The following is a 25,506-nucleotide window of genomic DNA, read 5'->3' on the forward strand; positions in this document are numbered from 1 at the left end:
GCACCCGATTGGCTTTGCGCGAAGAGAGTGTGGCGTGCGTCACGCAGTCGTCACCTGAGAGCTTGATAATGGCGGCCCCTCAAGGTGGCACTCATGGAACGCGCGATAGCATGAAACTGATTCATCTGACCGATACCCATCTGGTCGCCCCTGACAAGCGACTTTACGGGCTGGACCCGCGTGCACGGCTGGCGGCTGCCGTCGCCGATATCAATCTGCACCACGGCGATGCTCAGGGTGTGATCATCAGCGGTGACCTGACCGATCGCGGTGAGCCGGCCGCCTTCGAGGCGCTGCGTGAGGTGCTGGAAGAACTGTCGATGCCGTATTTCCTCGGCATGGGCAATCACGATGCGCGTGAGACTCTGCAGGCCGCCTTCCCGGAGCTGCCCTGTGATGACGGAGGCTTCGTGCAGTATGCGCATGCCTTCGGCCCCGGCACCGATGATTGCGTGCTGGTGATGCTCGATTCGGCCGTCGCGGGGGAGCATGGCGGTCTGCTGTGTGAGTCCCGCCTGGCGTGGCTGGATGCCTGTCTGGCTGCGCATCACGATCGCCGTATTCTGCTGGCGCTGCATCATCCGCCCATGGCCCTCGGTATCCGCTACATGGATGGCATCCGCTTGCAGAATTCACAGGCGCTGCATGACGTGATCCAGCGGCATGGCAACGTCGAGCACTTGCTGTTCGGGCATGTGCATCGTCCGGCCAGCGGTGTCTGGCGAGGGCTCTCGTTCTCGACCCTGCCGGGCGTCAATCATCAGGTCGGGCTGGATCTGGTCTCCGCGGCGGATTGTCTTGCAGGCAGTCATGAGCCGCCGGCCTATGGCGTGCTGATGATAGGCGAGGAGCAGATCGTCAATCACCTGCACCTCTACATGGATGACAGTCGCCGCTATTTCTTCCACGACACGCTCGAGGCCGCCCAGTCGCTGGAGGCGCTCGATGAATTGATCGCTCTGCAGCGCGATGAGCGGATTCCGACTCGCGAGCGCGAGCCGTTGAGCAATACCTTGCAGGCAGCTGAGGCAGCAAAAGAATGAACAAAGCGTTATATGTCTTTGATTTTGATGGTGTGATTGCCGACAGCCTGACACTGTGCCTCAAGGCCTGTGCACATGCGGCGTACCTGGAAGGGCGGACGATCGTGCTGGAACGCGATAGCTGGGAGTCGCTGGACAACGTGACCTTCGAGGAGATGGCGCGTGTGCAGGGCTTCACGGGCGAGGCCGTCGCGCGCTTTGCCGCACATGTCTTTTCCTATACCCGCCAGGCGACGCCGCCGGCGGTCTTCACCGGCATGCGCGAGGCCTTGTCGGCACTCGCCGAACAGGGCGACGTCATGGTGCTGTCGGCCAATCACAGCGAGATGATTCGTGCCACGCTGGCCGCCGCCGGCCTGGCGGATTGCGTGTCACAGGTGCTGGGCGGTGAGATCGCGGGTAGCAAGGGGGCCAAGCTGGCGGGTCTGTTGGCAGCGCCGCAAGTGGCGGTGGAGCGCAGCTGGATGGTGGGCGACGCCGTCAGCGACATTCGCGCCGCGCACGAGGCTGGGTGTCGTGCCGCTGCGGTCAGCTGGGGATGGCAGAGCCCCGAGCGGCTGGCCAGCATGGCACCGGAGCGGGTCATCGCGCAGCCTCAGGCGCTGATGATGCTGAGTGACCCGAGCATGACCCCGTCATTGACTCACGTTTGAGTCGCTGGAAACACGACCCATGGCGTTGAGTCGGCGACGCTGTATTTTCAGTGCTCAGCCCCTCGCCAAGGATTGATTTGTGCTTGGCGAGGTCTATAGTCGCGATGTTGATTCATCGACGACAGGAGATCATCACGATGACCCACAAGCGAAAGGTGCAGGACAACGCGCTCAAGGCGGTGCTGCGTACCCCGATGTTCAAGCAACGCGTGGTAAAGGCGCGCAAGGGCAAGGGCAGCTATCAGCGCCAGGGCAAGTCGCAGGGAAACAAGGGCGGCAGTGAAGCGCCTTCAGTCATTGTGCACAACGCTGCCTGAAGACGCTTCATTGGTGCGGTTTCCCACGACCTGACATGCATCACTGCAAGGGACTGAAACATGAACGCCGCAGCGTCAGCGCTGCGGCGTTTTGCGTCTTTTCTATTTTTTCGTCTGACCTACTGAGAGCGACTCAGCTCGAGAAGTGCGCATTCCAGGTCTCGGCGCGTGCGGCGTCGCGGGCCTCATAGTCGGCCAGCACCGTCTCCAGTTCGCCCAGTGATTCATGCTCACGATCCTCGCCCAGCTGGGTCAGACGCAGGGTATACCAGGCTGTCACCCCGCCTTCAGGCGGCGCGCTGAAGCGCGGGAATTCTGGCGTGGGGCATTCTCCGGCCTGCCAGAGTGTGGGCAGCGATGGGTGCAGCGCCAGTGGGCGGGCCAGGCCGACGAGGTCGACGGCGCCCTGTGCCACGGCGTCTTCGGCCTGGGCGAGTGTCTTGAAGCCGCCGGTTGCCATCAGGGGCAGGGTCGTTACCTCGCGTGCACGCTTGGCGAATTCGACGAAGTAGGGGCCGCTGGCGCTGGCATCCGACGCCGAGCTCGCGCCGGGGAAGTAGGTGCCGCCACTGATATCGATCAGGTCGATGGGCAGCTCATCGAGCGCTGCTATTACCTGCAGCGCTTCGGCTTCCTCGAAACCGCCTTGCAGTTGGTCGCTGGAGTTGAGCTTCACCAGTACCGGGTAGTCGTGGCCAAAGGCCTCACGCACGGCAATGATCACCTCACGCATCAGGCGCATGCGGTTTTCGAGGCTGCCGCCGTAGTCATCCGTGCGCTGGTTGAAGAGGGGAGACAGAAACTGGCTGAGCAGGAAGCCGTGTGCCGCATGCACCTGTACCCCGCCAAACCCGGCTTCACGCGCCAGGCGAGCCGTCATTGCCATGGCGCCAGGCAGTGCCTTGATGGCCGCCAGACTCATGGCCTCGCAACGTAGCCCGGGAATATCCAGTGCACTGGGGCCGTGCGCCGTGCTGGTCGGTGGGTAGGCCATCGCACCGGCGTGGCCGAGCTGCAGCCAGAGGTCTGCACCGTGCTGTTGACCGCGCTGGGCCAGTTGCGTGAAGGCCGCGAGATCGGATTGCGCGTTGAGCACCAGATTGCCCAGTTTCTCGGCATGGTGGTGGTCAGGCTGTACCTCACCGACCAGCGACGCCGCCACGCCACCCTCTGCCCAGCGCTCGTAAAGGCGCAGCTGTGCCTCACTGGGATGCCCCGTGCCATCGCCGAGAGAATCCGACATCGCAGCCTTGACGATTCGGTTGGCGAGCACCCGGCCGCTTGGCAACGTGAGAGGGGTAAACAGGGCGGAGGCTGTCGGCTGGTCTGTCATGGCGGCGATGTCTCTCTTGGTGCGGGTTGAGTAAAAAAGATGTGGCAAGGAATATGCTGAGCAATGTGGCACTGAATCTGTCATTTCAGGAACTGATGACAGGGTGACATGCCTTGCGGACGGAGATAATCCGTTGTGCGCGCACAGTATCCGTGAGCAAATGGAACATATGAAAACGCATACGGACCTCGACATCTTTCACGCCGTCGTCGACGCCGGCACCTTCACCGGGGCGGCGCGCCAGCTTGGCATTACCCACTCCGCGATCAGCAAGCGCATCGCGCAGCTGGAACAGCGCCTTGGTGCCCAGCTGTTGATTCGCTCCACTCGGCAGATGCGCTTGAGTGAAGCGGGGCAGCTCTATGCCCTGGAGACGCGCGAGTTGCAGGAGCGCCTGCGCAATGTGGAGCAGGAGATCGCCGAAGGCAGCGGCGCGCTCAGGGGCCGCATTCGCCTCTCGTGTTCCAATGCCTTGGGCAAGCTGCAGGTGATGCCCCTGCTGTTGCGCTTCATGGAGCGCTATCCCGAGGTGATCGTGGACCTGACGCTGTCGGACGCGGTGGTCGACCTGGTCCATGAAGGGATGGATCTGGCGATACGCAGCACCGCACAGCCCGAGCTCGGCCTGATCGCCAGACGGTTGGCCACCAACCATCGCGTCATCTGTGCATCACCGGACTATCTGGCAAGCCACGGCACGCCGCGCTCAGTGCCGGAGCTGGCGGAGCATGTCAGCCTGATCCTGAATCTCCCCGGCGGCTTCAATGCTTGGGGGCTCAAGTCACTGCCCGACATGCGTTGCGGCTTCCTCTCCAATTCCCTGGAAACCCTGCACGCCGCCTGCCTGGGCAGCCGCGGCATTGCCTGTCTGCCGCACTACCTGATCGCCGATGACCTGACTTCTGGACGCTTGATCCCGCTGCTGGAAGACATACGTGGGGACGGCGCAGATACCAGCATCTACATCGTCCGCCCGGAGACGCAGATTCTTCCTCGGCGAGTGAGGGTGCTGATGGATGCCTTGATAGAGGGATTTGAAACCGGCTAGGGGCGTTTGCCAAGGGCATGACTTATCTGGTGATCATCATGGTCATTACATGACATATTATCTCCAGGAGAGATAACAGGATTTCAGTGACGTACATCATGGAGCGATACATGTCACAGATAGGACGCAATAGATTGGCGGTACTTATTGATGCTGACAATGCGCAGGCTGCTATCTGCGAAGCGCTGCTGGCAGAGATTTCAAAGCTGGGGGTCAGCACCATCAAGCGGGCTTACGGAGACTGGACGACGCCGAACCTTGCGCCATGGAAAGAGCATCTTCTGCGTCATGCCATTCATCCGGTTCAGCAGTTCAGCTATACCCAGGGCAAGAATGCAACTGACTCTGCGTTGATCATCGATGCCATGGACTTGCTGTACTCGGGGAACGTGGAGGGGTTCTGCCTCATCTCTTCGGACAGCGACTTTACACGGCTGGCGGCTCGTTTGAGAGAGAGCGGCATGCTGGTATATGGCTTCGGTGAAGACAAGACACCGCAGCCATTCGTGTCTGCCTGCGACAAGTTCATCTACAGCGAAGGACTGCGCAAGGTGGCTGAGAAGCCTGTCCCGGCCATGTCAGTCAGCAAGCCGGCTGCTGAGCCGGTAACCCTCGTCAAGCCGACCAAGGCACAGAGGCAGTTGAGGTCGCATATCTTGAATGCGGTGAATGAACTGCAACAAGTTGATGGTTGGGCTCCTTTGTCAGCAGTTGGTGGATATCTAAAGAAGAAGATGCCCGACTTGAAACCGTCTGATCATGGCGCCAGCAAGCTTGGAGCGATGATTCAGAAACTGGATTATCTGGATGTATGCCGTAGGCCTGTTAAAGGGGGAAGTATGCATTTCTATATCCGAAAAAAGAGTAGCCAGCCTGCAAAGGCCAGCTGATCAGGCAATCTAATGATAGAGGTAGTCAGTCACACAAGCCGATGGATAATAATCGGCCGCTATTTCCAGGTAATGCGCAGTCGTCGCTTTACTTAGCCGCCATCATTCGCTCGTACAGACCATCCTTGAGCAGGCTGCGCTGGTGCTTGAGCTGGTGCATGGAGTCATCGCCGATCGGCGATTCATCGACTTCCAGGGCGTGAATCTCGATATCGATACGGGTATAGGCTTCCGCGATGCGGGCAAACTCTTCATTGCCATTGATCAGGCGCAGAATGAGTTCACGTTGCTGAGGGAAGTCGTTGCACAGGGAGTGGTCATCGATATGCATGGTGTGGCTCCGAAATAGGGTGGGAGAATCCAAAAAGAGAAAGGGGGTGGGAGAATTCAAAAAGAGGGAGTGTCGCCACTCCCTTAAAGGGCATCCTTGCTTACGTTGCAGGACGTATTCTCAAACGATGGACTGGACGTCGATCACGATCTGGTCCCAGTTGCGCTGGGCGGTCATGTCGTTTTCGACATCGCTGTCATAGGCATTCTGGAAGCGCTTGATGGCGGCGGTCTGGCTGGTGGCCTGATAGAGCCAATAGGCCTCTTCCTTCAAGGCGTCTTCGATGGGCTTGTCGATGGAGGCGTAGACGGCCTGTTTGCAGGCGTTGATGGCGGCTGATGGCCACAAGGAGATTCGCTCGGCCAGCGAGTCGACGAAGGGGCCGATCTCCTGCGGGTCCAGCGCACGATTGATGGTGCCGTATTCGGCGGCCTGATCGGCATCGAAGTCCTTGGCGCTGAGGATGATTTCCAGCGCTCGGCCAAGGCCTGCCTGACGTGCCATGCGTGAGGCACCACCCCCGCAGGGCAGAATGCCCATCGCGACTTCCATCTGCATGAAACGGGCCTTGCCACGTGCGGCGAAGCGCATGTCACAGGCCAGGGCAAATTCGTGACCACCGCCGCGGGCAAAACCCTCAATCTTGGCGATGGTCGCCTGGGGCAGGCGGCTTACGCGCTCGAGGACCACCTGCAGGTCCAGCAGCTTGACCTCACACTGGTGGACCGCATGAGTCGACATGTCCTTGAGGAAGTCCACGTCTGCATGGGCGACAAAGATTTCCGGATGGGCTGACTGGAAGACCACCACCTTGGTGTCGCTGTCACGCTCGAGCTTCTGCGACAGCATGGTCAGGTCGGCCAGCATGGGAATGTCCTGAATATTGACCGGCGGATAATCGAAGGTCACATACAGAATGGCGCCTTTCTGTTCAGTGCGGAACGTCGTAAATTTCTTGTATATCATTATGTTATCTCGGTTCGTTCGCTGCCCGTCGTGTGTGATTAACGTTAGCACCGAGTCCGGGGATTGATTACCGAGAGATTGGAAGAAAGAAATTATTCGATTGATTGAGAGTCGGGGTTCGCAAGAGGAATCAATGGGTTATCAGGCGGTATCAACAGCCGCCAATAAAAAAGTCCCGCGATAGTCGTATCTGGCAACGACTTTCACGGGACTTTTGCCTGCGAGCGGGTCACAAGCGTGGAGGGACGAGCCTAGCCCTTGCTGTCATCGGCGCTCTTGGCAGGCCCTTTGGCAGAGTTATTGGCTGAGCCCGCCTCTTGCTCGGTTTGCTCGTAGACGGGTAAAGCACCTTCACCAGAGCCAGCTTCATCGCCCGAGACAGCACCTTCACCAGCCGCCGTTTCAGCGGAAGGCTGGGTGCTTGAGGTGTTGGCACCGATACGCTTGGTCCAGCGCTGGCGGGCAAAGCGGCGCAGATTGGCCACGTTGTCCGTCTCGTCGATGATGTCCTCGCCCAGAATCGTCTCCATCACGTCTTCCAGCGTGATGACACCCAGCCAGTTGCCGAGGTTGTCGTAGACCACGCACAGATGCTGTCGTTCGCGCTGCATGAGCCCAAAGGCATGTTCGACGTTGTCTTCGGCGTGCAGCTCGCTGATCGGGCGCATCAGATCCTTGAGCGGCGTGGTGGGCTCTGCCTGATGGGCATCGGCCCGATGGATCATGCCCAGCGTTCGCTCATCGTCGGTCATCACCGGGTAGCGGCTGAAGGGCCAGATCGTCAGCTGGTCATTGAACTCGGCCACGCTCATCTCGGGACTGACCGTCTGGCAGACAGGGCGCGGCGTCAGAACGTCACGCACCTTCATCTCATGCAGATTGAGGATGTTGGTGATGACGCGCTGTTCATCATTTTCCAGGGCTTTCTTGTCGAGCCCCATCTGGGCCAGTGCCTTGATCTCGCCACGCACATCGATGTCATGGGCATCCTTGCCGATGCGCGAGGTGATCAACTCCGACAGCCAGATCAGTGGCTTGAGCGCGATGACCATGGCATTGAGCACGCCGGGCAGCATCGGCGACAGCTGACGCCAGTAGGTGGCACCGATGGTCTTGGGGATGATTTCCGAGGCCACCAGGATCAGCAGCGTCATCACCGCCGAGGCTACGCCGACCCAGGCTTCCCCGAAGACGACCGATACCTGCGCGCCCACCCCCGTGGCACCGACGGTATGCGCGATGGTGTTGAGCGTCAGGATGGCGGCCAGCGGCTTGTCGATATTGTCCTTGAGCTTGGCCAGAGCGGCGTGGCGCTTGGGGTGCTGGTCTCTCAGGCTTGCCACATAGCTGGGAGAGAGCGACAGCAGCGCCGCCTCGAGCACGGAGCAGATGAATGAGATGCCAATCGCGATGGCAGCGAACAGGATCAACAGAAACATGAGGCGTGCTCCTTGGGGGAAAGGCATCCATTAGTGACATAAGGCGCAGCACTGTCAAACCCGTGAATTCTCGCAGAGTTTTCAGCCTGCTGGCCAAGCTTGCCAGCCTGTGTCGCAAAGTGCCGTTGACTCGAGGGATGCAAGAGGGCTGTGAGAGGACTGGGAGAGAGAACAGGGCTTTACATGAGACAAGATGCAATACTTATATGATAATGAGATTGTTTTGCTTTCGGTAATCATTGTATTTTGTGGTCGCCAGCCGTATTCGCAAGCCGCGGCCTGGCGTGGCCGCTGAGTAGCATCGTGCGACCCTTCAGCCGTCAGTGCGACCCGCAGCAGGCGATAGGCCTTCACCAGGATTCACCTTGCAGGGATTTGCAGCGTCATGTCACAGCCGCTTGGAGACATAGCCGACAGTCGGGCCACTCGCCGCGTCATGGCCCCACCTCAACAGCGCCCTTCATCGCTCAGCGAGCGGCGAGGCTGGCGAGCAGCGAAATATCCGCATTGCGAGGGGCAGATGCATGACCTGCATCCCTGGCGGGATGCGCATCTGACGCTGTGTGATCTAGAGGTGTCACGCGCCTATCATGGCCAGCATCAGTTTCATGAGGGCCTCTATCTCTGCCTGGTGCTGGAAGGGCGATTGACGCTATCAGGCGTGGACGGCGCGGGGATCGACTTGTCCGCGGGGCAAGGAGGGATATTTCGCCCGGCGAGAACGCAGTCTGCGCCGCCGACGCTGAAGAGCTATCACCCTCAAGGCCGCCTGCGCTGTATCAGCTTGCATCTGGAGGGCGAGTCCAGCCAGAGCCTGCAGGTACGGCGGGGGCTGGCGAACTGGGATGCATTACCGTGCGCGCGTCATTCCAGCCCGCTGGGCTGGACGCCGGGGCGCTGGCTTCATCAGCAACTGGATGAGCGTGTCAGGGTCCCTGATGGTGAGGGCGTACGAGGAGAGTGCGAGACGCCAGCGACCCCCGCCTGCGAGGGTGATATGCTGGAGTGGCAGGGGATCGCGCTGCAGTTGTTGGGGGCGGCACTCAAGCGCCGCGCTGGTGAGGCGCAGGAGGTGCCGGCGTTCTCCGCAGCTCCTGCACCCCCTGCATCGCCATTAGCGTCCCCATCGGGACCCCACGGTGCCTGTCGACATCTGGAGGCGGTGCGCCAGTGTCTTGCCGCCGTGCCGCATGGCACACACTCGCTGGAGGAACTGGCGCGGCTGGCCTGCATGAGCCCCTCCGGTTTGCGCCACAAGTTTCGCCAGGCCTTCGGGCAGTCACTGGGCAGTTATCAGCGTGAATGTCGCATGCGGTGTGCCGAGCAGGCTCTGCGGCGCGGGGTGAGCATTCAGCAGGTGGCGCATCAGGTGGGGTATGCCCATGCCTGCAACTTCGCCACGGCCTACCGGCGTCATTTCGGGGTGTCGCCACAGGTGGCACGAGCCAGGTTTCATCGCGTTGAGTGAGCCGTGATGGCGGCGAGCACCTGACAATGGGCTTGGGGTTGTCACAATACGCAAGCGGGCACCCAATGGGTGCCCGCTTGCGTATGTCGTACTCGAGAGTTGAGTGCTGGTGATGCCCGCTGGCCTTACAGGAAGGGAATCATCGGCAGCACCACGTCATCCAGCAGACCCGTCGGGTAGTGCAGGTTCATCGCCGCCTGCATGCCGAGCAGGAAGACTGCCACGCCCAGCGCGAAGAGCCCTGCGAACAGAGGCGACTTGCGCGCGATGGTGAGCTGGAAGCCCAGGCAGAACAGCACGGCGGTAGAGACGAAGCCCAGCAGCGCACTGACGCCTATCAGCACGAAGAAGCCAAGAACCACACCCACTGCCTTGAAGGCCGGTTGCTTGACGCGAATCATGCCGCGACGCCAGCCGTTGAAGACCACGGCGATCACCGAGAGCAGCGTGATGAAGGCGGCCAGCGTCGGGAAGGCCTTGCCCAGCGGCATCAGGTCCCTGACGTCGTAGAGCGCCCACAGGGCGGCTGCGCCCATCATCAACAGCAGCAGGAAGTCGACGCCACCGAAGCCACGCGATTCCAGCACATCCTCTTCCGGCGACGGCGCAGTCTCGACCACTTCATGGGTCTGGCGACGACGCATGATCGCCTTGCGGATCACCGGCAGGAAGAAGGCCAGCAGGATCAGGCCGAGGATGATCAGTACGCCCGGACGCAGGAAGGCTTCGGCGCCGTGGAACTGCATGCTCTGGTAGAAGTAGTTCTCGGCACCCGGTGCCAGCACGAAGCCGATCAGGAAGGCCGGACGCGACCAGCCAGCACTCTTGAACAGCACACCGATCATGCCGATCATGCCCAGCGCGGCCCAGTCACCCAGCGAGCGGCTGGCCTGATAGGCAGCGAACAGGATCAGCACGGTGATGGCAGGGGCCAGAATGGCGAAGGGCACACGCGTCAGCTGCGCGACCGGACGCGCCAGCATCAGACACAGGCCCGCGCCCAGGATATTGGCCAGCGCCAGTGACCAGATGATGGTGTAGGTCATGTCCAGATTGGTGGTGATCATCGACACACCGGGTTCCAGACCCAGCAGCAACAGCCCACCCAGGAAGACCGCCGCCGTGCCGGAACCTGGCACCCCGAACAGCAGTGTCGGCACCATGGCACCGCAGGCGCAGGCATTGTTGGCGGATTCCGGCGCGATGACGCCGCGGATGTCACCCTTGCCGAACTGGCTCGGGTCCTTGGCGGTCTTGACCGCGAAGCCGTAGGTGATCCAGTCGACCACGGAACCCGCCAGACCCGGAATGGTCCCGATCAGGCTGCCGATACCGGCACAGCGCGCGACCAGCCACTTGTTCTTGACCACATCCTTGATGCCGGCAGACCAGCCCTTGCCCAGGTCGGTGTTCCCGTTCTTGGCGATACTGCCACGTCCCAGCAGCAGCTCGACGATTTCCGGCAGGGCGAAGATGCCCAGACCCAGCACGATCAGTGGCACGCCGTCGTACAGATAGTCGATATCCAGGTTCATGCGGTACTCGCCGGTCGCCGGTGCGGCGCCGATGGCACCGACCAGCAGGCCGAGGCCGCAGGCTGCGGTGCCCTTGAACAGGTTCTTGCCGGACAACACCGCCACCATCGTCAGGCCCAGCAAGGTCAACACGAACAATTCGGCTGACGAGAAGGCCAGTACGAGGGGGCGTGCGACGAGGATGAAGCCGGTCAGGATGATGGCGCCGATCACGCCACCACACAGAGAAGACAGGAAGGCACTGGTCAGCGCGCGGGCTGCCTGGCCCTTCTTGGCCAGCGGGAAGCCATCCAGCACCGTGGCTTGCGACGCGCTGGAACCGGGAATGCCCATCAGGACAGAGGCGAAGGTATCGCCGGTAGGAATGACCGCGACCATGCCCATCAGCATGCCCAGGGCGTAGCCCGGGTCCAGTCCATAGAGGAAGGGCAGCAGCAGGGCCATGCCGGCGATGCCGCCCAGGCCGGGAATGATACCGACCAGCAGGCCGACGAAGATGCCGATCATCATGAACAGCAGATGCGTCAGCGTGAAGACGTGTCCAATGCTGGACAGGAGAGTGTCGATCATGGCGTTACTCAACCTCTTGTTCTTCTCTAGATGCTTCTCTAACACTCAGAGGCGGTGCCGGGGAGAGCATGGTGAGGCAGGGAGTGAAAGGCTCACGGGGCTGCTGGTCGGCAGCCCCGTGAGTGGGTCCCCATCACACCCGGGGATCAGGCCGTTACGGGTGTGATTGCGCGCCTCAACGAGATTGCAGGCGGATATTGTGGCGTTCCATCAGCCAGTTCTTGACCCATTCGTGCTCGGCTTCGCTCAGCTGCATGGCTTCCTGAAGCTGGGTCGCGGCGGCCTTGCCGACCATCAGGCCATAGGGCCCGACCTTCTCGGCGGCCTCCTTGAGGAACTCGGGGTCCTTGGCCAGATCACGCGCGGCCTGGCGGTAAAGCTCCAGCAGTTCCGGGTCCACGTCCTTCGGCACCAGCAGCATTTTCTGCATGGCGTAACCGGAGGCGAAGAACTTGTGGAAGATCTGGTAGGCCTCGTCGTCACGTGAATGGCCTTTCTGGGCCAGATACAGCTCGGAGAAGGTCGGCAGGTCCGGGAAGGACGGATCGCGCTCGATATGGCCTTCGTCATCCATCACGCCAAGGCTGAACAGCGGTACGGCCTGGCCGGCGTCGACCAGCGGCGTGACGTTGCTCTTGTAGGCGGAGGTGGTCTGGAAGTCGAGGGCGACTTCGCCACGCTCGAAGGCCAGACGGCCTTCACCACGGCTCTTCATGCCGAAGACCGGGTCGACCTGGAAATCGAGCAGATCGAAGGCCATCAGCACCGGCATCTCGAGCCCGGTCGGGTTCTGACCGGCGAACTTCACTTCTTGGGAGGCGAGGGCCTCGAGCGCACTGGCGCTGTCCTTGCCCAGCGAGCTTGAGGCGTAGACGATACCCCCTGTCGGTGCGGCGAAGATCGGCTCCCAGTCGGCATAGTCATAGCGCACGCGACGGTCGCGCAGCATGGCCGGATACTGGGTAGAGGCCGAGGTGACGACCATCTCGTCGCCGTCATCGCCTGCACGCTTGCTGAACAGGTTGACGCCGGTGATGGAACCACCGCCCGGGACGTTGTCGATGACGACAGCCGGGTTGCCCGGCAGGCCCTTGGTCACCCAGTTGGACATGAAGCGTGCCCAGACGTCCGTGCCGCCCCCGACACCGAACGGGACGGTCCAGGTCAGGGTGTCGGGGACTTCCGCCGCGGCGTGAACGGCTGAGGACAGTGGCATCAGGCCCATGACGGGCAGCATGAAGGCCAATGCGGTGGTACGGGCATGACGCTTGAGGGTCTGGCGCTTGGGGGTAGACACGATGATGGACATGGTCTGACTCCTGATTATTGTTGGAATGCGTTGTCGATCAGTGATGCGCTATCTGCATGGCGGCGCAGTCAGGCTATTTCGTTTAGCGAAAATTCATTGTAAATCAATATACTGCAGTACCAGCTCGTTGCCTGTCGACGAACTCTTCGCCTCTGGCGCTTGCCAGCGCGGTCGTCTGGCGTGTCATGCACGCCCAGGCATCTCCACCGAGTCGGGGAGGTTCAAGAACACCTCGCCACTCATGATCTTGCGTGCCGTGCGCAGCAGAGACACTCGGCTGGGGGTCATCGGGTCGGCATTGGCATGCTCGACCTCGACATCCAGAAATCCGGCGGGATGTTCCAGATGAACGTTTGCCGCCAGGCTATCCGGTGCCAGAGTGCCGGCCGCGAGTGCCACACGATTGGCCAGGGTGCCCGGGATGCTGGTCGCAACGGCCAGCGTGATGGCACCCGTGACGGCCAGGGCGCCATGGCAGCGATGCGGCACGAAGTAGCGGGCGCACAGAGAACCGTCCTGGGTGCGCGGGGCGGAGAGAATCACCGGCTTGGGCAGCACCGAGCCGCTGACGTCGCCCATGCCCATCAATTCCCCCGCCTTGAGGCGAATCTGCTCGAGACGTGCCATCGCCTCGCGGTTGGCATCCATCTCGGCCGGCGCTTCGTTGCCTGCCCAGCCCAGACTTGCCGCTTCGATCAGCACCACCGGCGTGGCGGAGTCGAGACAGGTCACCTCGACGCCATCAATCACGTCGATGACCTGGCCGCTGGGCAGCATCTTGCCGGTCTTGGCGCCCACCGCGCCGAGGAAGCCCAGCTTGATGGCGCTGCCGGCGCCGGGTACACCACTGATGCGCGTGTCACCCTGGTAGGCCACCGCGCCGCCGGGCGTCGGCACCTGGCTATCGATCAGCGTGCGGGTGTTGAGGTTGTGAATCCGCAGACGCGTCAGGTCGCCCTGCGGCGCAATCATGCCGGTCTCGATGGCGTAGGGGCCGACGGCGGCCAGCATGTTGCCGCAGTTGGGCGAGAAGTCGACCTTGTCGCCTTCTACGTCGACCTGAGCGAACAGGTAATCGACATCAGCTTCAGGATGACTGGGCGGCCCGACGAGGGCGACCTTGCTGGTCAACGAATTGCCGCCGCCCAGGCCATCGATCTGCAGTACGTGGCCGGAGCCCATGACCTGACGCAGAACTTCGCGACGGCCTTCGTCATCGGCGGGGAGGTGATCCAGACGCAGGAAGGGACCCCGAGAGGTACCGCCACGTAGGATCATGCAAGGAAGTGAATGCATCATGTTGGAACGCGCTCCTGTCTGTTTGCGCCTTCGTGAAGCATCACAGCCGATGATCTATGCATCAAATGCAAATAAAACCTATACTGTCATCATTGTGCGCATTAATCCGAAAACTGAAACAATAAGGTAGTTGCATGCATAGATTGGAGTTTCTGGATCTGTCGGCGTTCGTCGAGGTCGCCGAGAATCATTCCTTCAATGAGGCGGCAGAACGGCTGCATATTTCGCAGCCGGCGTTGTCGCGCCGCATCCAGAAACTGGAGGAGATTCTGGGCGCCAAGGTGCTCGAGCGCACCACGCGAAGAAGTCGATTGACGCCCGTTGGGCGTGATTTCCTGCCCAAAGCCCGCAAGTTGCTCGAAGATTATGAGTCGTCTCTGGTCGGCGTCCGCGAGCTTGCCACCCACCGCAAGGGGGTGCTGACCATCGCCTGCCTGCCCACGGCAGCCTTCTACTTCCTGCCCAGCGTGGTGCGCGAATTCAATACCGCCTATCCCGGTATCCGGATTCGCATCCTGGATGTCAGTGCCAATGAAGGGGTCGAAAGGGTGGTTTCGGGGGAGGCAGACTTTGGTATCAATATGGTCAGTGCCCACCATCCGGCGGTGGATTTCACCTCCATCTATCGTGATCCCTTCGTGCTGGCCCTGCGGCGTGACCATCCTCTTGCACAGAAACAGCGCGTGGAATGGAGTGACCTGGACGATGTGCGCCTGATCACGGTCTCGCGTGACAGCGGCAATCGCATTCTGCTCGACAACACTCTGCTGTCCGCCGGCCTGCATCTGGATGGCTTCTACGAAGTGCAGCACCTTTCGACGTCATTGGGTCTGGTCGAGAGCGGGCTGGGCGTCGCCATCCTGCCGTCGATGGCCATGCCGGGGCCGGAACACGAGGTGCTGTGTCAGCGTGAACTGCCCGAACCGCGCATCGATCGCACCATTGGCCTGCTGCGGCGGCGCGGTGAATCCCTTTCGCCGATTGCGGAGCTGTTCATCGAGATTCTGCTCAAGCGCTGGAACTGAGTCGCTCGTCTGGAGTGAGGGGGCCAAGGCCACAATGGAGCGCAGAGTGGCAGGCATCTCTCGCCAGGGTTGGCGTGGCGTGGCCTAGTACATAAGATGGTTGTGTATAAGACATTCATGTTTCACGGCAAGGCCGATGAAACCGTCTTGATGTCGCGTGGTCAGCTGCCGCCGGGCGTCGGTGAGGGTCTTCTCCTCATCGCTTGTCTCTGCGGCCATTGACGACGTGGCGTCTTGCCTAACACAAGGATGTACATGCCCATGAGTACCCGCACAGCCACTCACGCCACCTCTCGTCAGACGGCCCTCGCGCTGGGTCTGGCACTCGGGCTCGGCAGCGCACTGCCTGCCAGCGCAGACGAGCCGATGGCGGCCGATGACACGGGCAAGCGCGCACCGCAGGGTGAACATACGCTCAAGCGTGCCCAGCTGGTCAGCTTGATCGAACAGGGCCGGCAGGAGCTGGCGCCGGACTTCAATGGCTTTTTGACCCAGGTAGCCGAACGCAATTCCCAGGACACGGCCGTCAGGGCCGCCATCGAGCAGTATCAGGCTGGTGAGACGCTGGAAGGTGACGCCTTCGTCAACATCTATCGTCTGCTGGGGGTCTACAACCGTCTGCAGTACGGCGATGATGTCCAGGCGCTGCTCAAGGAAATGGTCGCGATCCCGACCGCCAAGGTGGGGGAGAAGCCGCAATTCGAGAACCCGGAAATCGCGCGCTTCGGTGAGTTGATCAAGGCGCGCGCCGAGGCGTTCGGCCTGACGTTCCGTAACGTCGACAACCGCGTCTTCGAGGTTGAGCTCGAGGGAACTGGCGATGACGTGTTCGGCATTCTGACCCACGGCGATGTGGTGCCGGCAGGCGAGGAGGGCTGGACACTCGACGACGGCACCCATCTTGACCCGTTCGCGATGACCGAGATCGACGGCAAGCTCTACGGGCGCGGCACCGAAGATGACAAGGCCTCTATCGCCGCGGCGCTGTATGCCATGAAGTCGCTCAAGGAGAATGAGGTGCCGCTCAAGCGCACCATTCGCCTGATGATCGAGACCACGGAAGAGACCGGCGGTGATGGCTTCAAGTACTACAAGGCCAGAAATGACCTGCCGGAATACAACATCGTGCTCGATAGCGGTTATCCGGCGATCACGGCCGAGAATGGTTTCGGCACCATCGATGCGCATTTCCCCTTGACGCCCAAGGCGGGCGAGGCGTCATCTGATCAGGCAGTCGACGCTCTGCCGACGATCACCAACTTCCAGGGTGGCCTGGCGACCAACCAGATTCCGGAGCGCTCCACTGCCACGCTGCACGCGGCTGACGCAGCGGGCGCCAAGGCGCTCAGCCACAAGCTTGAGACGCTCGGCAGCCGCTACGTTAAGGAGCATGGCCAGGACTTCAGCGTCGCCAGTGAGGTGGAAGGCGAAGAGGTCAGCGTGACGGTGACCGGCAAGTCGGCCCACTCCTCGGCGCCGGCCAACGGCGTCAATCCTGTCACACGGCTGGCGGGCCTGCTCGCCACCTCCGGCATCGATTTCCATGACAATGCTTATGAAGATGCCATCCATTACCTGAACGACAACTACGGACTGGACTATCACGGCAAGCAGCTGGGCATCGCGTATTCCCATGATTTCATGGGGCCGCTCAAGGTGACGCCGACCTTCTTCGCCAGGGAGGACGATGCGCTGCGGGTCGCGGTCAATGTGCGTGCGCCCGCCGGTGAGAAATCACCTGAGGAATTGAGCCAGACGATTCAGGACAAGCTGAGCGCCTATGCCAGCGAGCAGGGCATGGACATGACGCTGAACGTCGAGATTCGCGACTGGATGCTGCGTGATCCCAGCGGTGCCTGGCTGCAGACGCTGCTCAATATCTTCGGGGATACCACCGGCATGAAGGCCGAGCCGCGCTCCTCCGCGGGCAGCACTACCGCTAAGCTGTTGCCCAATGCGATCAACTTCGGCCCGTCCATGCCGAGCGAGACCTATACCGGGCATACCTCCGAGGAGTTCAAGCGGGTCGATAACCTGATGCTCGACATCCAGATGTTCACCGAGATGATGGCGCGCATCGGCAATCAGGATTCGCTCAAGTAACGGGGCCGGCTCACGGGGCTGCGTTCATATGAATCGCCTTTTGCAAGGCGTATTGAAATAGCCCCTTTGATCGCTTTTTGAAATAGTCCTTGAAAATAGTTCCTGGAAATAGCCTGTTGCCTGGATGACAGGCATCACAGCCAACGCCCGCCACCGCCCTGATGAAGGGGCAGTGGCGGGCGTTGTCGTATGTGAAGGTCGCCGGTCAGCCAGTGCGGCCGCGATCTCACCTCGCGGGGTAGGGCTCGGCGGGATGCGCGGTAGGGTAGGCATCCATATAGGCAGCGGCTGCCCGCAGCAGTCGCACGTCATCGTGCTTGCCGCCTGCCAGCTGAAAGCCGACGGGCAGCCCCTGAGACGTGAAGCCACAGGGCACTGACGCCGCAGGTTGGCCGCTCAGGTTGAAGGGGTACGAGAACGGTGCCCATTCCTCCCAGTCATGCATCTGGCTACCCGGGGGTACCTGATGATTCAGGGCGAAGGGGGTGACGGCGACGCTGGGTGTCAGCAACAGGTGGTAATCCTGATTGAATTGCTCCAGCGCCTGGGTGATCCGGTAGCGCTCCTCAAGCGCCTTGAAGAGATCCAGCGACGACCATTCGCGTGCACACATGGCATTCTCGACCAGCCCGGGGTCGAGCAGTTCGCGCTGTTGGGCATCGCAGTCATCCCAGAGCCCCAGCGAGGCGGTGAACCAGATCTTGCGAAACGTCTCGAGGCTTGTCTCGACCGGGGGATCGACCGTCACGATGTCCGCGCCAAGGTTCGCCAGACGTTGTGCGGCGCGCTCCACTAGACTTGCGATCTCGGGGTCGACCTCGACAGACCCGAAACATGGCGAGTAGGCGATGCGCAGTCCTGCCAGCAGCTTGCCGATATCCGCTCCCCAATCCTCGGGTTGGCCGCGATTGGCGTAAGGGTCCTGGGCATCGTGACGGCCGATGACATTGAGCATGGCGGCGGCGTCACGGGGGCTGCGGGTCATGGGCCCGATGCTGGACAGAAAGGCAGCCTTGGAGGGCGGCCACTGCGGTGTCCAGCCGAAGGTGGGCTTGAAGCCGAAGATGCCACTGAAGGCGGCAGGAATACGGATCGACCCTCCGGAGTCACCGCCCTGATGCAGCACGCCCAGATTGAGGGCGGCGGCGGTAGCCGCGCCACCGGAAGAGCCACCGGGTGTCAGTTCGGTATTCCAGGCATTGCTGGTGGTGCCATGCACGAGGTTGTCGGTGACGGCCTTCCAGCCAAACTCGGGGGTGTTGGTCTTGCCCAGTAGAATCGCGCCTGCCTCACGCAAGCGCCTGACCGGCGGCGCATCCTGCTGGCATGGCGTAGCCGTCGTGATCAGGGAGCCTGCTCTCGCTGGCATGCCGGCAACATCGGTCAGGTCTTTCAGTGAGGTCGGAATGCCATCGAGCGGACTCAACGGCTTGCCGGCCTGCCAACGCTGCGTGGATTCACGCGCCTCCTTCAGCGCCGTGTCATGCGCGACATGCACATAGGCATTGACGAGCGGGTTGAGTCGCTCGATACGATCGAGCACCGCTCGGGTCACCTGTAACGGGTCGAACTCACCGTGTTGATACCCGCATGCCAGTTGCTCGGCGTCCAGCGCCGTCAGGTCATCCTTGGCAGTATGGGGCGAAAGATGTTGAGGAAATTCGACGTCACGCATGGTGGCTCTCCTGCTGCTGGATGGCGATATTCTTGTTGAGGACTGTTATCTGTCTCTTCTACATGGCCTTGGGTCAGAGAGGGGAAACTCAAGGCATCGCGAGGCTTGAAAAGGGCGAAGGCGGGCCGCATGGCCTGTGGAGAGTGACAGCAAGCTGCATGGTCGAGCTCATGGCAGCCGACCATGGTTCACGATATTCGCCCAGAGGGAGGACAATCATGCCAGCCAAGTCCAAGGCACAGCAGATGGCAGCCGGGGCAGCACTGTCAGCACGTCGCGGCGAGCAGAAGGTCAGCGAACTGGATGGGGCCGCTCGCTCGATGTATGACTCCATGAGTGAGGAGGAGCTCGAGAAGATGGCCTCGACATCACGTGAAGACAAGCCGCGACACGACAATCAGAGCTGAGCCCTGCGGGATGCCCATTGCGGTTTCCTGGCGCGATAGCTGAAACGACAAGGCGCCTGGCAAATGATTGCCAGGCGCCTTGTCGTAGCTGCATGTCGTGGCTTGTGTCGCTGATGCGCCGCTGGCCTCAGCGGCAGTCGTTCAGGCTCTCATGCGGCGGCTGGTGTGACTCGCTGTCGGGCGGGGTCGGGCCACCGTTGGCCTTGGGACTGACATCGGGCAGCGGAATCTCGGCGCGCTTCCGGCGGCGCTCCTCGGTGCTGATGCCCAGGCGCTCATCACGACGCTTCATCAGCTCCTCGTCGATCTGACCGTCACGGGTGAAGGCCATCATCAGCTGCGGGATACCGTAGGGGAAGTCGTCGCGGTCGATCTGCCAGGTGTGGAAGGTCTTGCCGTAGGTGGTGACGAGGTCCTCGAAGTAGCTGCGCTCCGCCAGTTCCGGAATCCCCGGGGCCACCAGGATGCCGGACTTCACCTCATAGTGATGGCTGTGCCAGAGCGGCTTCTCTTCCTCGGGCAACTGCTCGTAGCGCTCGGCGCTAATGATGTATTCGATCCCGATCAAGCGGGCATCACTGCGATTGGAATCGAAGATCACGCATTGGTGCAGATCATGTTCCAGGTGGATGCAGAAGTGGCTGGCCTCCACCTGACGCCCCATGTCATCGGCGTAATGGTGGAAGCCGTTGAGGTAGGTACTCATCGCTTCCAGCGGATACTTGCGCTGCATGACCTGCGAGGCTGCATCGAGCACCTGATGCTTCAGCGGATGGCCGCTACTGACCTTGCGAGCACTGTTGAGGCGCCGGCCCAGAAAGAAGGCAGTCGCCGCGGCGGCGCCGGCCAGAAGGCCCGTGCCGAAGCCGGATGAGTGTGAGGGATGTGAACATGTGCGGGAATGGCGATGTCGCATACTTCCTCCTGCATGGGTGTCTTGATAAGGCAAGAATTCCTGTCATGACGTTGCCATTGCAGTGCATTACCCTTGAACGCGTCAAGTCACCTACCGACAGCCTTGCCTCGAAAAATCCTCGCTCAGATCTGCTGCAGAATGTCGGGATTGCTTTTCAGTTTTCTGCCCTCATCAATAAGGGATATCACTTCTTGTGGCCGCTCAATGCCTTGCGCGACAAGGTGTCTTGTTCATCACGTGTTTCGGCCATCTTTTCTCGAATTGGAGCTCGCATGAAGCAACTTATCTTTGATTGTGACGGTGTACTGGTGGATAGCGAGATCATCGCTGATGGCGTGCTCAAGGAAAAACTTCCCGTCTGGCTGCCAGACTTGGGGAGTGAAGAGCAGATCGAGCATGAGCTGGACCGCTGTCTGGGCATGATCACGCGCGATATCCTGCTGGACCTGGAAGCCCGCAGTCAGCACACGCTGCCCGTGGATGCGCTCGACCAGGTACGCCAACTCGTCGATGCCCGTCTGGGCGACTCGCTCAAGGCCATGCCCGGGGTGCGCAAGACGCTGGAGTGGATTCGCGATCAGCGTCTGCCGTTGGCAATCGTGTCCAACAGCTCTGAGCAGCGCATGAAGATCAATCTCGAGAGTTCGGGGCTGCGTGGCATTCTCGATGAGATTGCCGCGGCCAATGGCGACGAGCAGCTGCCGATTTTCACTTCCGATGAGGTCATGAATCCCAAGCCGGCGCCTGACCTTTATCTGCTCGCTCTCAAGACGCTGGGACGCTCTGCCGAGGAATGTCTGGTGGTGGAAGACAGCCGCACGGGAATGCAGGCTGCCGTGGCCGCGGGCCTCAAGGTCGTCGGCCATCTGGGCGCCAGCCACATCCCGCCGGGCCACGCCGAGGTGCTGCGGACCACAGGCGCCTGGCAGGTCATGAAGCACTGGGATGAATTCAGCCGCCTGTGCACTGATGCCGGTTTCGTGGCCAATGAAGAAGCCGTGAGCCAGTGAGGTGCCTCCAATCCCTTCGCATTCTCCACAGAGCTTGAGCCATGCACATTCTGCTGAGAGCTGGCCGGATGGATGATCTTGGATATGGCACAGCAACACATAAAAGCCGCCCTCGGCAGGGGCGGCTTTTATGTGTCAGGGCTGACATCCCCGGGGGGACATCTCTCGGGTATCACTTGAAACAGATACGCGTGCCCCAGGCGAGAAGCTCTTCCTGATTGAGGCTGCGCGATTCGACCCCGATCATTTCATCTCCCCATTGATCCGCCCAAGTCAGCACGCCGTGGCTGATGCCGCGCGCGCCCATCAAGTCGCGTATCTCACCGGTACCCTTGAACCATAGTGCGCTGTGATCATTGCGCGTCAGGTCCGAGATGCCGTGGCAATGATGGATTCTCACCTTGTAGATGCCATCCAGTGACATGACCTCGACCACCGGCACCATGCCGTGCTGCAGTGCGCGTGCCAGCGACTCGAGTGTCATGCTGGTCTCGTCCTGGTGGGCGAGCGGCTGATCGGCGAGCTGGCTTGGGGGTAGTGGGGTAGCAGGCGACGCGTGGGTGGGGGTCACAGCGGTGCGTGGCGGGTGTGCTGCAGTGGTATGTGCAGGCATCGGGAATACCCTCGGTGGGATGTCATGTCGGCGGTGAATCGCGTTTTATAACTATCGTACAAGTAATGTAGAGGTTATCTGGCGATCTCGCCATCGTGAGTGGCCAGCTTGCCCGGGACTTTCCGTCCCTCTGCTCCTTCGTCACTGTCCTTCCAGGGCCTGCACAGTCCTTCCAAGGTCTGCACTGTCTTTCAAAGCCTGCACTGACCTTTCAAAAGCGGCTTTCTCCTCCCACGCGGAGGCTGTGGCCTGGTTGGGGCAAACGCTTACCTGTACAGACGGTGACAAATTTTCCTGTGCTGCTGACGTCGTCTGCCCTTGAAGTTCTGGGGAATCAGGTTCATGTCTAGAAGGCACTGCGAATATTCGTTGGCGATACGCTACTCGTTTCTCGCTGGTGCGCGATCCACCTCACCGCTGTCACAGCTCACAGGGAGTAGCGATTTATGACATCTGGAGGAAAGCGCGTATTCAGCGCGTCGGTCATCATCATTCTGGGGCTGGTCGCATTGGGGGCAGGATTCCCCACCCGTTTCGGTGAATTGGCAGATCAGGCGCTCGGCGCCGTGACCAGCATGTTCGGCTGGTTCTATCTGATATCCGTCTTTGGTTTCGTGATCTTTCTCATCAGTCTCGCGTTGAGCAAGTACGGGAAGATCCGGCTCGGGCCGCAGGATAGCCGGCCTTCCTATACCTTCTTTTCCTGGGTCAGCATGCTGTTGGCAGCAGGGTTCGGCGTCGGACTGGTGTTCTATGGGATGGCGGAACCCATGCAGCACTATCTGAAGCCGCCGTTCGCCGATATGCCGGGCGAGACGCCAGAGTCTGCGCGCTATGCCATTCAATATGCCTTCTTCAACTGGGGCGTCCATCAGTGGGCTGCCTTCTCGGTGGTCGGCCTGATCATTGCCTATTTCCAGTTCCGCAAGGGACAGGCGGGGCTGGTGTCCTCGGTGCTGTCTTCCGTAACGGCCAAGCATCCCAAGGTGCGCCGCTATGGCCCGGTACTGGATGTCTTTGCGGTGGTGGCGACCGTGATGGGGGTCGCGACGTCGCTGGGCCTGGGCGTGTTGCAGATGAATGGCGGGCTGCACTTCGTCTTCGGCGTGGAAGAAGGCTGGCAATGGCAGTTCATCATCATGGGCGTGATGTTCTGTGCCTACATGGCCTCGACCTGGTCCGGGCTCGACAAGGGCATCAAGCGCTTGTCCAACCTCAACATGAGCATCTGCATCGCGCTGATGCTGTATGTGCTGTTCACCGGCCCGACGCTGGACATCCTCAAGACGATCACCCTGGGTATCGGCGATTATCTGCAGAACTTCATCGGCATGAGCCTGCGCATGTCGCCCTATGACGGCAATGACTGGAACAGCTCCTGGACCGTCTTCTACTGGGCATGGGTCATCGCCTGGTCGCCGTTCGTCGGCACCTTCGTCGCGCGTGTCTCGCGTGGCCGTACCATCAAGGAGTATGTGGTGGGCGTGCTGATCGTGCCGCCGCTGCTGGCGTGCCTGTGGATCGGTGTCTTCGGTGGCGCGGCGATCAACATGGAGTTGGCCAGTGATGTCGGTCTGGCGGCCGCGACGGATGCCAACATCACGTCTGCCTTGTTCGAGATGTTCGATCTGATGCCCTTCAGCAGCGTGCTGTCGGTGGTCGCGATCATGCTGATCTTCATCTTCCTGGTGACCTCCGCCGATTCGGCGTCCTACATCGTGGCACAGATGACCGACGGCGGCTCGATCAATCCGCCGCTCTACAAGCGTATCGCCTGGGGCGTGCTGATCGCGGCCATCTGCCTGACGCTGATCTCGACGGGCGGTCTCAAGGGCTTGCAGTCAGCCTCGGTACTCTCGGCCTTGCCCTTCACCTTCATCATCTACGGCATGATCGTGGTACTGGTGAAGGAGCTGCGGGCTGATCGTCGCCAGATGCTCAGTCAGCTGTATCGCCGTCATGGTGAGACACCGGTCGGTGCGGATATCTTCGAGGCTGACAGCCTGGCGGAGGAAGATCGCATCCGCCGTGCGCCGGACGTCAAGAATCGTCGCGTGAACCCGCGCGACCATCATTGAGCCGAGTCGTGGCATGAACTTATCGCCTTAAGCTCATCGTTTTAAGTTCATCGCCTTCAGCTCATGACGTCAGTGCGTGTCTTCACAGCAGGCTCAGAACGACAGACGCCGCTCACAGGGGATGTGAGCGGCGTCTTGTCTTGGCAAGCCAGTCAGCGTGAAGGGGCTCACGTCATTGACTGGCGGCCGGCGTCCGGCGGCCGGCGACCTCGGCGAGTATCTCGTAGCTCTTCAGGCGGTCGGCATGCTCATAGAAATCCGAGTTGAACATCAATTCGTCGGCTTGGGTCACCTCCAGCAGATGCTCGAGTTCGCTGCGAATGCGCTCTGGCCCGCCGATGATGGCAGCGGCCAGATTCTGGCCGACCATGGCTTCCTCGCGTGCTGACCAGTCCAGTGTCTCGCGTGGGGGCAGGGCGCGCGTGCTCTTGCCACGGATCAGATTGAGGAATTTCTGTTGCTGGGTGCTGGCCAGGAAACGGGCGCGTTCATCGTTGTCGGCGGCGATCAGGGGCAGGCCGAGCATCACATAGGGCGCATCCAGCACCTCGGAGGGCGTGAAGTTCTCGCGATAGAGCTTGATGGCCTCCAGCATGTAGCCGGGGGCGAACTGACCGGCGAAGGCGAAGGGCAGACCTTTTTTCGCTGCCAGGCGTGCGCTGTAGTCGCTGGAACCCAATAGCCACAGGGGGACATGAGTGCCTTGTCCCGGCATGGCCTTGATGCGCTGACCAGGTGAAGCCTCGCCCAGATACTGCTCGAGTTCGGCCAGCCGCTGGGGGAAGTCATTCACGCCGGCGGAAGGGTCGCGACGCATCGCCTGCATGGTGATGCCATCGGAGCCCGGCGCGCGGCCAAGGCCGAGATCGATCCTGTCGGGGTAGAGCGTGGCCAGGGTGCCGAACTGTTCCGCTACCACCAGCGGGGGATGGTTGGGCAGCATGATGCCGCCCGAGCCGACCCGCAGGCGGGAGGTCTTGCCCGCCACATGACCGATCAGCACCGAGGTGGCGGCACTGGCGATGCCATCGATGTTGTGATGTTCGGCCAGCCACAGGCGATGAAAGCCCAGCGCTTCGACATGCTGGGCGAGACTGACGCTATTGTGGAAGGTTTCAGCAACACTGCCGGTATCGCGGATGGGGGCAAGGTCCAGCACCGAGAGCGGAATCGTGCCCAGGCGTGAGGTAGGGGCTGTCGTCATGTGCGCTCCTGATAGCGAGTTGGCGTGCAGAGAGCAGCTGGGGCGTGGCCCCTATAGGCATGTGGCTGGTCTGCTGAATGGCGTCCAGCATAGTGGACAACCGCGTCTCTGACAGCGCCTCGCCCCTTCATTTCACTGTTTCTGATATGGCATATATGAGGCGGTCGATACGTCATGCCATTCACGGTGGTCAGTCACCCTGGGGCAGGTGAAGCCCAGGGCAGGTGAAGTCCAATGCAGGCGAAGCCCGGGGCAGGTGAGGGCCTGCAACGTG

22 protein-coding genes are annotated in these 25,506 nt (G+C 61.1%); 11 read left to right on the forward strand and 11 right to left on the reverse strand.

Going from position 1 to position 25,506, the window contains the following annotated elements; translation table 11 throughout:
* The first annotated feature begins 110 nt into the window (after positions 1-110).
* The 3 genes from AC5WNJ_RS06860 to arfA all read left to right on the forward strand — a co-directional run bounded on the left by AC5WNJ_RS06860 (position 111) and on the right by arfA (position 2,013).
* Entirely contained in the window at positions 111-1,043 is a 933-nt protein-coding gene (locus AC5WNJ_RS06860) for a phosphodiesterase (RefSeq protein ID WP_225347934.1), read from the forward strand.
* Positions 1,040-1,696 carry an HAD family hydrolase gene (locus AC5WNJ_RS06865; RefSeq protein ID WP_215824296.1) on the forward strand — a complete coding sequence of 219 codons (657 nt, stop codon included), beginning with the start codon at positions 1,040-1,042 and terminating at the stop codon, positions 1,694-1,696. Before AC5WNJ_RS06860 ends, AC5WNJ_RS06865 begins: the two co-directional genes overlap by 4 nt.
* Positions 1,697-1,833: 137 nt before the next feature.
* On the forward strand, positions 1,834-2,013 hold the full coding sequence (gene arfA, locus AC5WNJ_RS06870) for an alternative ribosome rescue factor ArfA (RefSeq protein ID WP_215824297.1): 180 nt from the start codon (positions 1,834-1,836) through the stop codon (positions 2,011-2,013).
* A gap of 133 nt (positions 2,014-2,146) precedes the next feature.
* Here arfA and AC5WNJ_RS06875 read toward each other — a convergent pair whose 3' ends face one another.
* Positions 2,147-3,346, reverse strand: coding sequence for an oxidoreductase (locus AC5WNJ_RS06875; RefSeq protein WP_495930807.1), 1,200 nt, complete (start codon positions 3,344-3,346; stop codon positions 2,147-2,149).
* 169 nt (positions 3,347-3,515) lie between these two features.
* On the opposite strand from AC5WNJ_RS06875, the gene AC5WNJ_RS06880 reads away from it, so the two are divergent.
* Both AC5WNJ_RS06880 and AC5WNJ_RS06885 read left to right on the forward strand, forming a co-directional pair.
* On the forward strand, positions 3,516-4,394 hold the full coding sequence (locus AC5WNJ_RS06880) for a LysR family transcriptional regulator (protein ID WP_215824299.1): 879 nt from the start codon (positions 3,516-3,518) through the stop codon (positions 4,392-4,394).
* A 110-nt stretch (positions 4,395-4,504) separates the two neighbouring features.
* A complete protein-coding gene (locus AC5WNJ_RS06885) occupies positions 4,505-5,284 on the forward strand; it encodes an NYN domain-containing protein (protein ID WP_043332362.1) in 780 nt (259 codons plus the stop codon).
* An 88-nt stretch (positions 5,285-5,372) separates the two neighbouring features.
* Here the strand turns inward: AC5WNJ_RS06885 and AC5WNJ_RS06890 are convergent, their stop codons facing one another.
* The 3 genes from AC5WNJ_RS06890 to AC5WNJ_RS06900 all read right to left on the reverse strand — a co-directional run bounded on the left by AC5WNJ_RS06890 (position 5,373) and on the right by AC5WNJ_RS06900 (position 8,020).
* The gene (locus AC5WNJ_RS06890) at positions 5,373-5,615 is read right to left on the reverse strand and encodes an HP1242/YdcH family protein (RefSeq protein WP_043332194.1); all 243 of its coding nucleotides are present in this window, start codon (positions 5,613-5,615) and stop codon (positions 5,373-5,375) included.
* 120 nt (positions 5,616-5,735) lie between these two features.
* On the reverse strand, positions 5,736-6,581 hold the full coding sequence (locus tag AC5WNJ_RS06895; protein ID WP_043332193.1) for an enoyl-CoA hydratase/isomerase family protein: 846 nt from the start codon (positions 6,579-6,581) through the stop codon (positions 5,736-5,738).
* 251 nt (positions 6,582-6,832) lie between these two features.
* The gene (locus AC5WNJ_RS06900) at positions 6,833-8,020 is read right to left on the reverse strand and encodes a CNNM domain-containing protein (protein WP_064503239.1); all 1,188 of its coding nucleotides are present in this window, start codon (positions 8,018-8,020) and stop codon (positions 6,833-6,835) included.
* A 520-nt stretch (positions 8,021-8,540) separates the two neighbouring features.
* Here AC5WNJ_RS06900 and AC5WNJ_RS06905 point away from each other — a divergent pair.
* Positions 8,541-9,488 carry a helix-turn-helix transcriptional regulator gene (locus AC5WNJ_RS06905; protein ID WP_052384362.1) on the forward strand — a complete coding sequence of 316 codons (948 nt, stop codon included), beginning with the start codon at positions 8,541-8,543 and terminating at the stop codon, positions 9,486-9,488.
* 125 nt (positions 9,489-9,613) lie between these two features.
* On the opposite strand, the gene AC5WNJ_RS06910 is transcribed toward AC5WNJ_RS06905, so the two are convergent.
* The 3 genes from AC5WNJ_RS06910 to AC5WNJ_RS06920 form a co-directional block, all read right to left on the reverse strand.
* On the reverse strand, positions 9,614-11,593 hold the full coding sequence (locus AC5WNJ_RS06910; protein WP_043332191.1) for a tripartite tricarboxylate transporter permease: 1,980 nt from the start codon (positions 11,591-11,593) through the stop codon (positions 9,614-9,616).
* Positions 11,594-11,768: 175 nt separating this feature from the next.
* A complete protein-coding gene (locus tag AC5WNJ_RS06915) occupies positions 11,769-12,902 on the reverse strand; it encodes a type 2 periplasmic-binding domain-containing protein (RefSeq protein WP_052384361.1) in 1,134 nt (377 codons plus the stop codon).
* 183 nt (positions 12,903-13,085) lie between these two features.
* On the reverse strand, positions 13,086-14,201 hold the full coding sequence (locus tag AC5WNJ_RS06920) for a 4-oxalomesaconate tautomerase (RefSeq protein WP_043332189.1): 1,116 nt from the start codon (positions 14,199-14,201) through the stop codon (positions 13,086-13,088).
* Between the two features lie 134 nt (positions 14,202-14,335).
* Here AC5WNJ_RS06920 and AC5WNJ_RS06925 point away from each other — a divergent pair, with 134 nt between their 5' ends.
* Complete coding sequence (locus tag AC5WNJ_RS06925) at positions 14,336-15,226, forward strand: LysR family transcriptional regulator (protein ID WP_043332186.1); 891 nt, start codon at positions 14,336-14,338, stop codon at positions 15,224-15,226.
* 261 nt (positions 15,227-15,487) lie between these two features.
* On the forward strand, positions 15,488-17,329 hold the full coding sequence (locus AC5WNJ_RS06930; protein WP_043332184.1) for a dipeptidase: 1,842 nt from the start codon (positions 15,488-15,490) through the stop codon (positions 17,327-17,329).
* Positions 17,330-17,555: 226 nt separating this feature from the next.
* Here AC5WNJ_RS06930 and AC5WNJ_RS06935 read toward each other — a convergent pair whose 3' ends face one another.
* Positions 17,556-19,004, reverse strand: a complete 1,449-nt coding sequence (locus AC5WNJ_RS06935; protein ID WP_495930808.1) for an amidase — start codon at positions 19,002-19,004, stop codon at positions 17,556-17,558.
* Positions 19,005-19,222: 218 nt separating this feature from the next.
* Between AC5WNJ_RS06935 and AC5WNJ_RS06940 the strand changes: the two genes are divergently transcribed.
* On the forward strand, positions 19,223-19,411 hold the full coding sequence (locus tag AC5WNJ_RS06940) for a DUF3008 family protein (RefSeq protein ID WP_043332182.1): 189 nt from the start codon (positions 19,223-19,225) through the stop codon (positions 19,409-19,411).
* Positions 19,412-19,538: 127 nt separating this feature from the next.
* Here AC5WNJ_RS06940 and AC5WNJ_RS06945 read toward each other — a convergent pair whose 3' ends face one another.
* On the reverse strand, positions 19,539-20,327 hold the full coding sequence (locus AC5WNJ_RS06945; RefSeq protein WP_052384359.1) for an OBAP family protein: 789 nt from the start codon (positions 20,325-20,327) through the stop codon (positions 19,539-19,541).
* Between the two features lie 272 nt (positions 20,328-20,599).
* Here AC5WNJ_RS06945 and AC5WNJ_RS06950 point away from each other — a divergent pair, with 272 nt between their 5' ends.
* Positions 20,600-21,337 carry an HAD family hydrolase gene (locus AC5WNJ_RS06950; RefSeq protein WP_084589273.1) on the forward strand — a complete coding sequence of 246 codons (738 nt, stop codon included), beginning with the start codon at positions 20,600-20,602 and terminating at the stop codon, positions 21,335-21,337.
* Between the two features lie 172 nt (positions 21,338-21,509).
* Here the strand turns inward: AC5WNJ_RS06950 and AC5WNJ_RS06955 are convergent, their stop codons facing one another.
* Positions 21,510-21,821, reverse strand: coding sequence for a hypothetical protein (locus AC5WNJ_RS06955; RefSeq protein ID WP_043332181.1), 312 nt, complete (start codon positions 21,819-21,821; stop codon positions 21,510-21,512).
* A gap of 575 nt (positions 21,822-22,396) precedes the next feature.
* Here AC5WNJ_RS06955 and AC5WNJ_RS06960 point away from each other — a divergent pair.
* Entirely contained in the window at positions 22,397-24,028 is a 1,632-nt protein-coding gene (locus AC5WNJ_RS06960) for a BCCT family transporter (RefSeq protein ID WP_054555939.1), read from the forward strand.
* A gap of 172 nt (positions 24,029-24,200) precedes the next feature.
* Here the strand turns inward: AC5WNJ_RS06960 and AC5WNJ_RS06965 are convergent, their stop codons facing one another.
* The gene (locus tag AC5WNJ_RS06965; protein ID WP_043332177.1) at positions 24,201-25,232 is read right to left on the reverse strand and encodes an LLM class flavin-dependent oxidoreductase; all 1,032 of its coding nucleotides are present in this window, start codon (positions 25,230-25,232) and stop codon (positions 24,201-24,203) included.
* Positions 25,233-25,506 lie beyond the last annotated feature (274 nt).

This window comes from Cobetia sp. PDI-23MA (assembly GCF_059507735.1).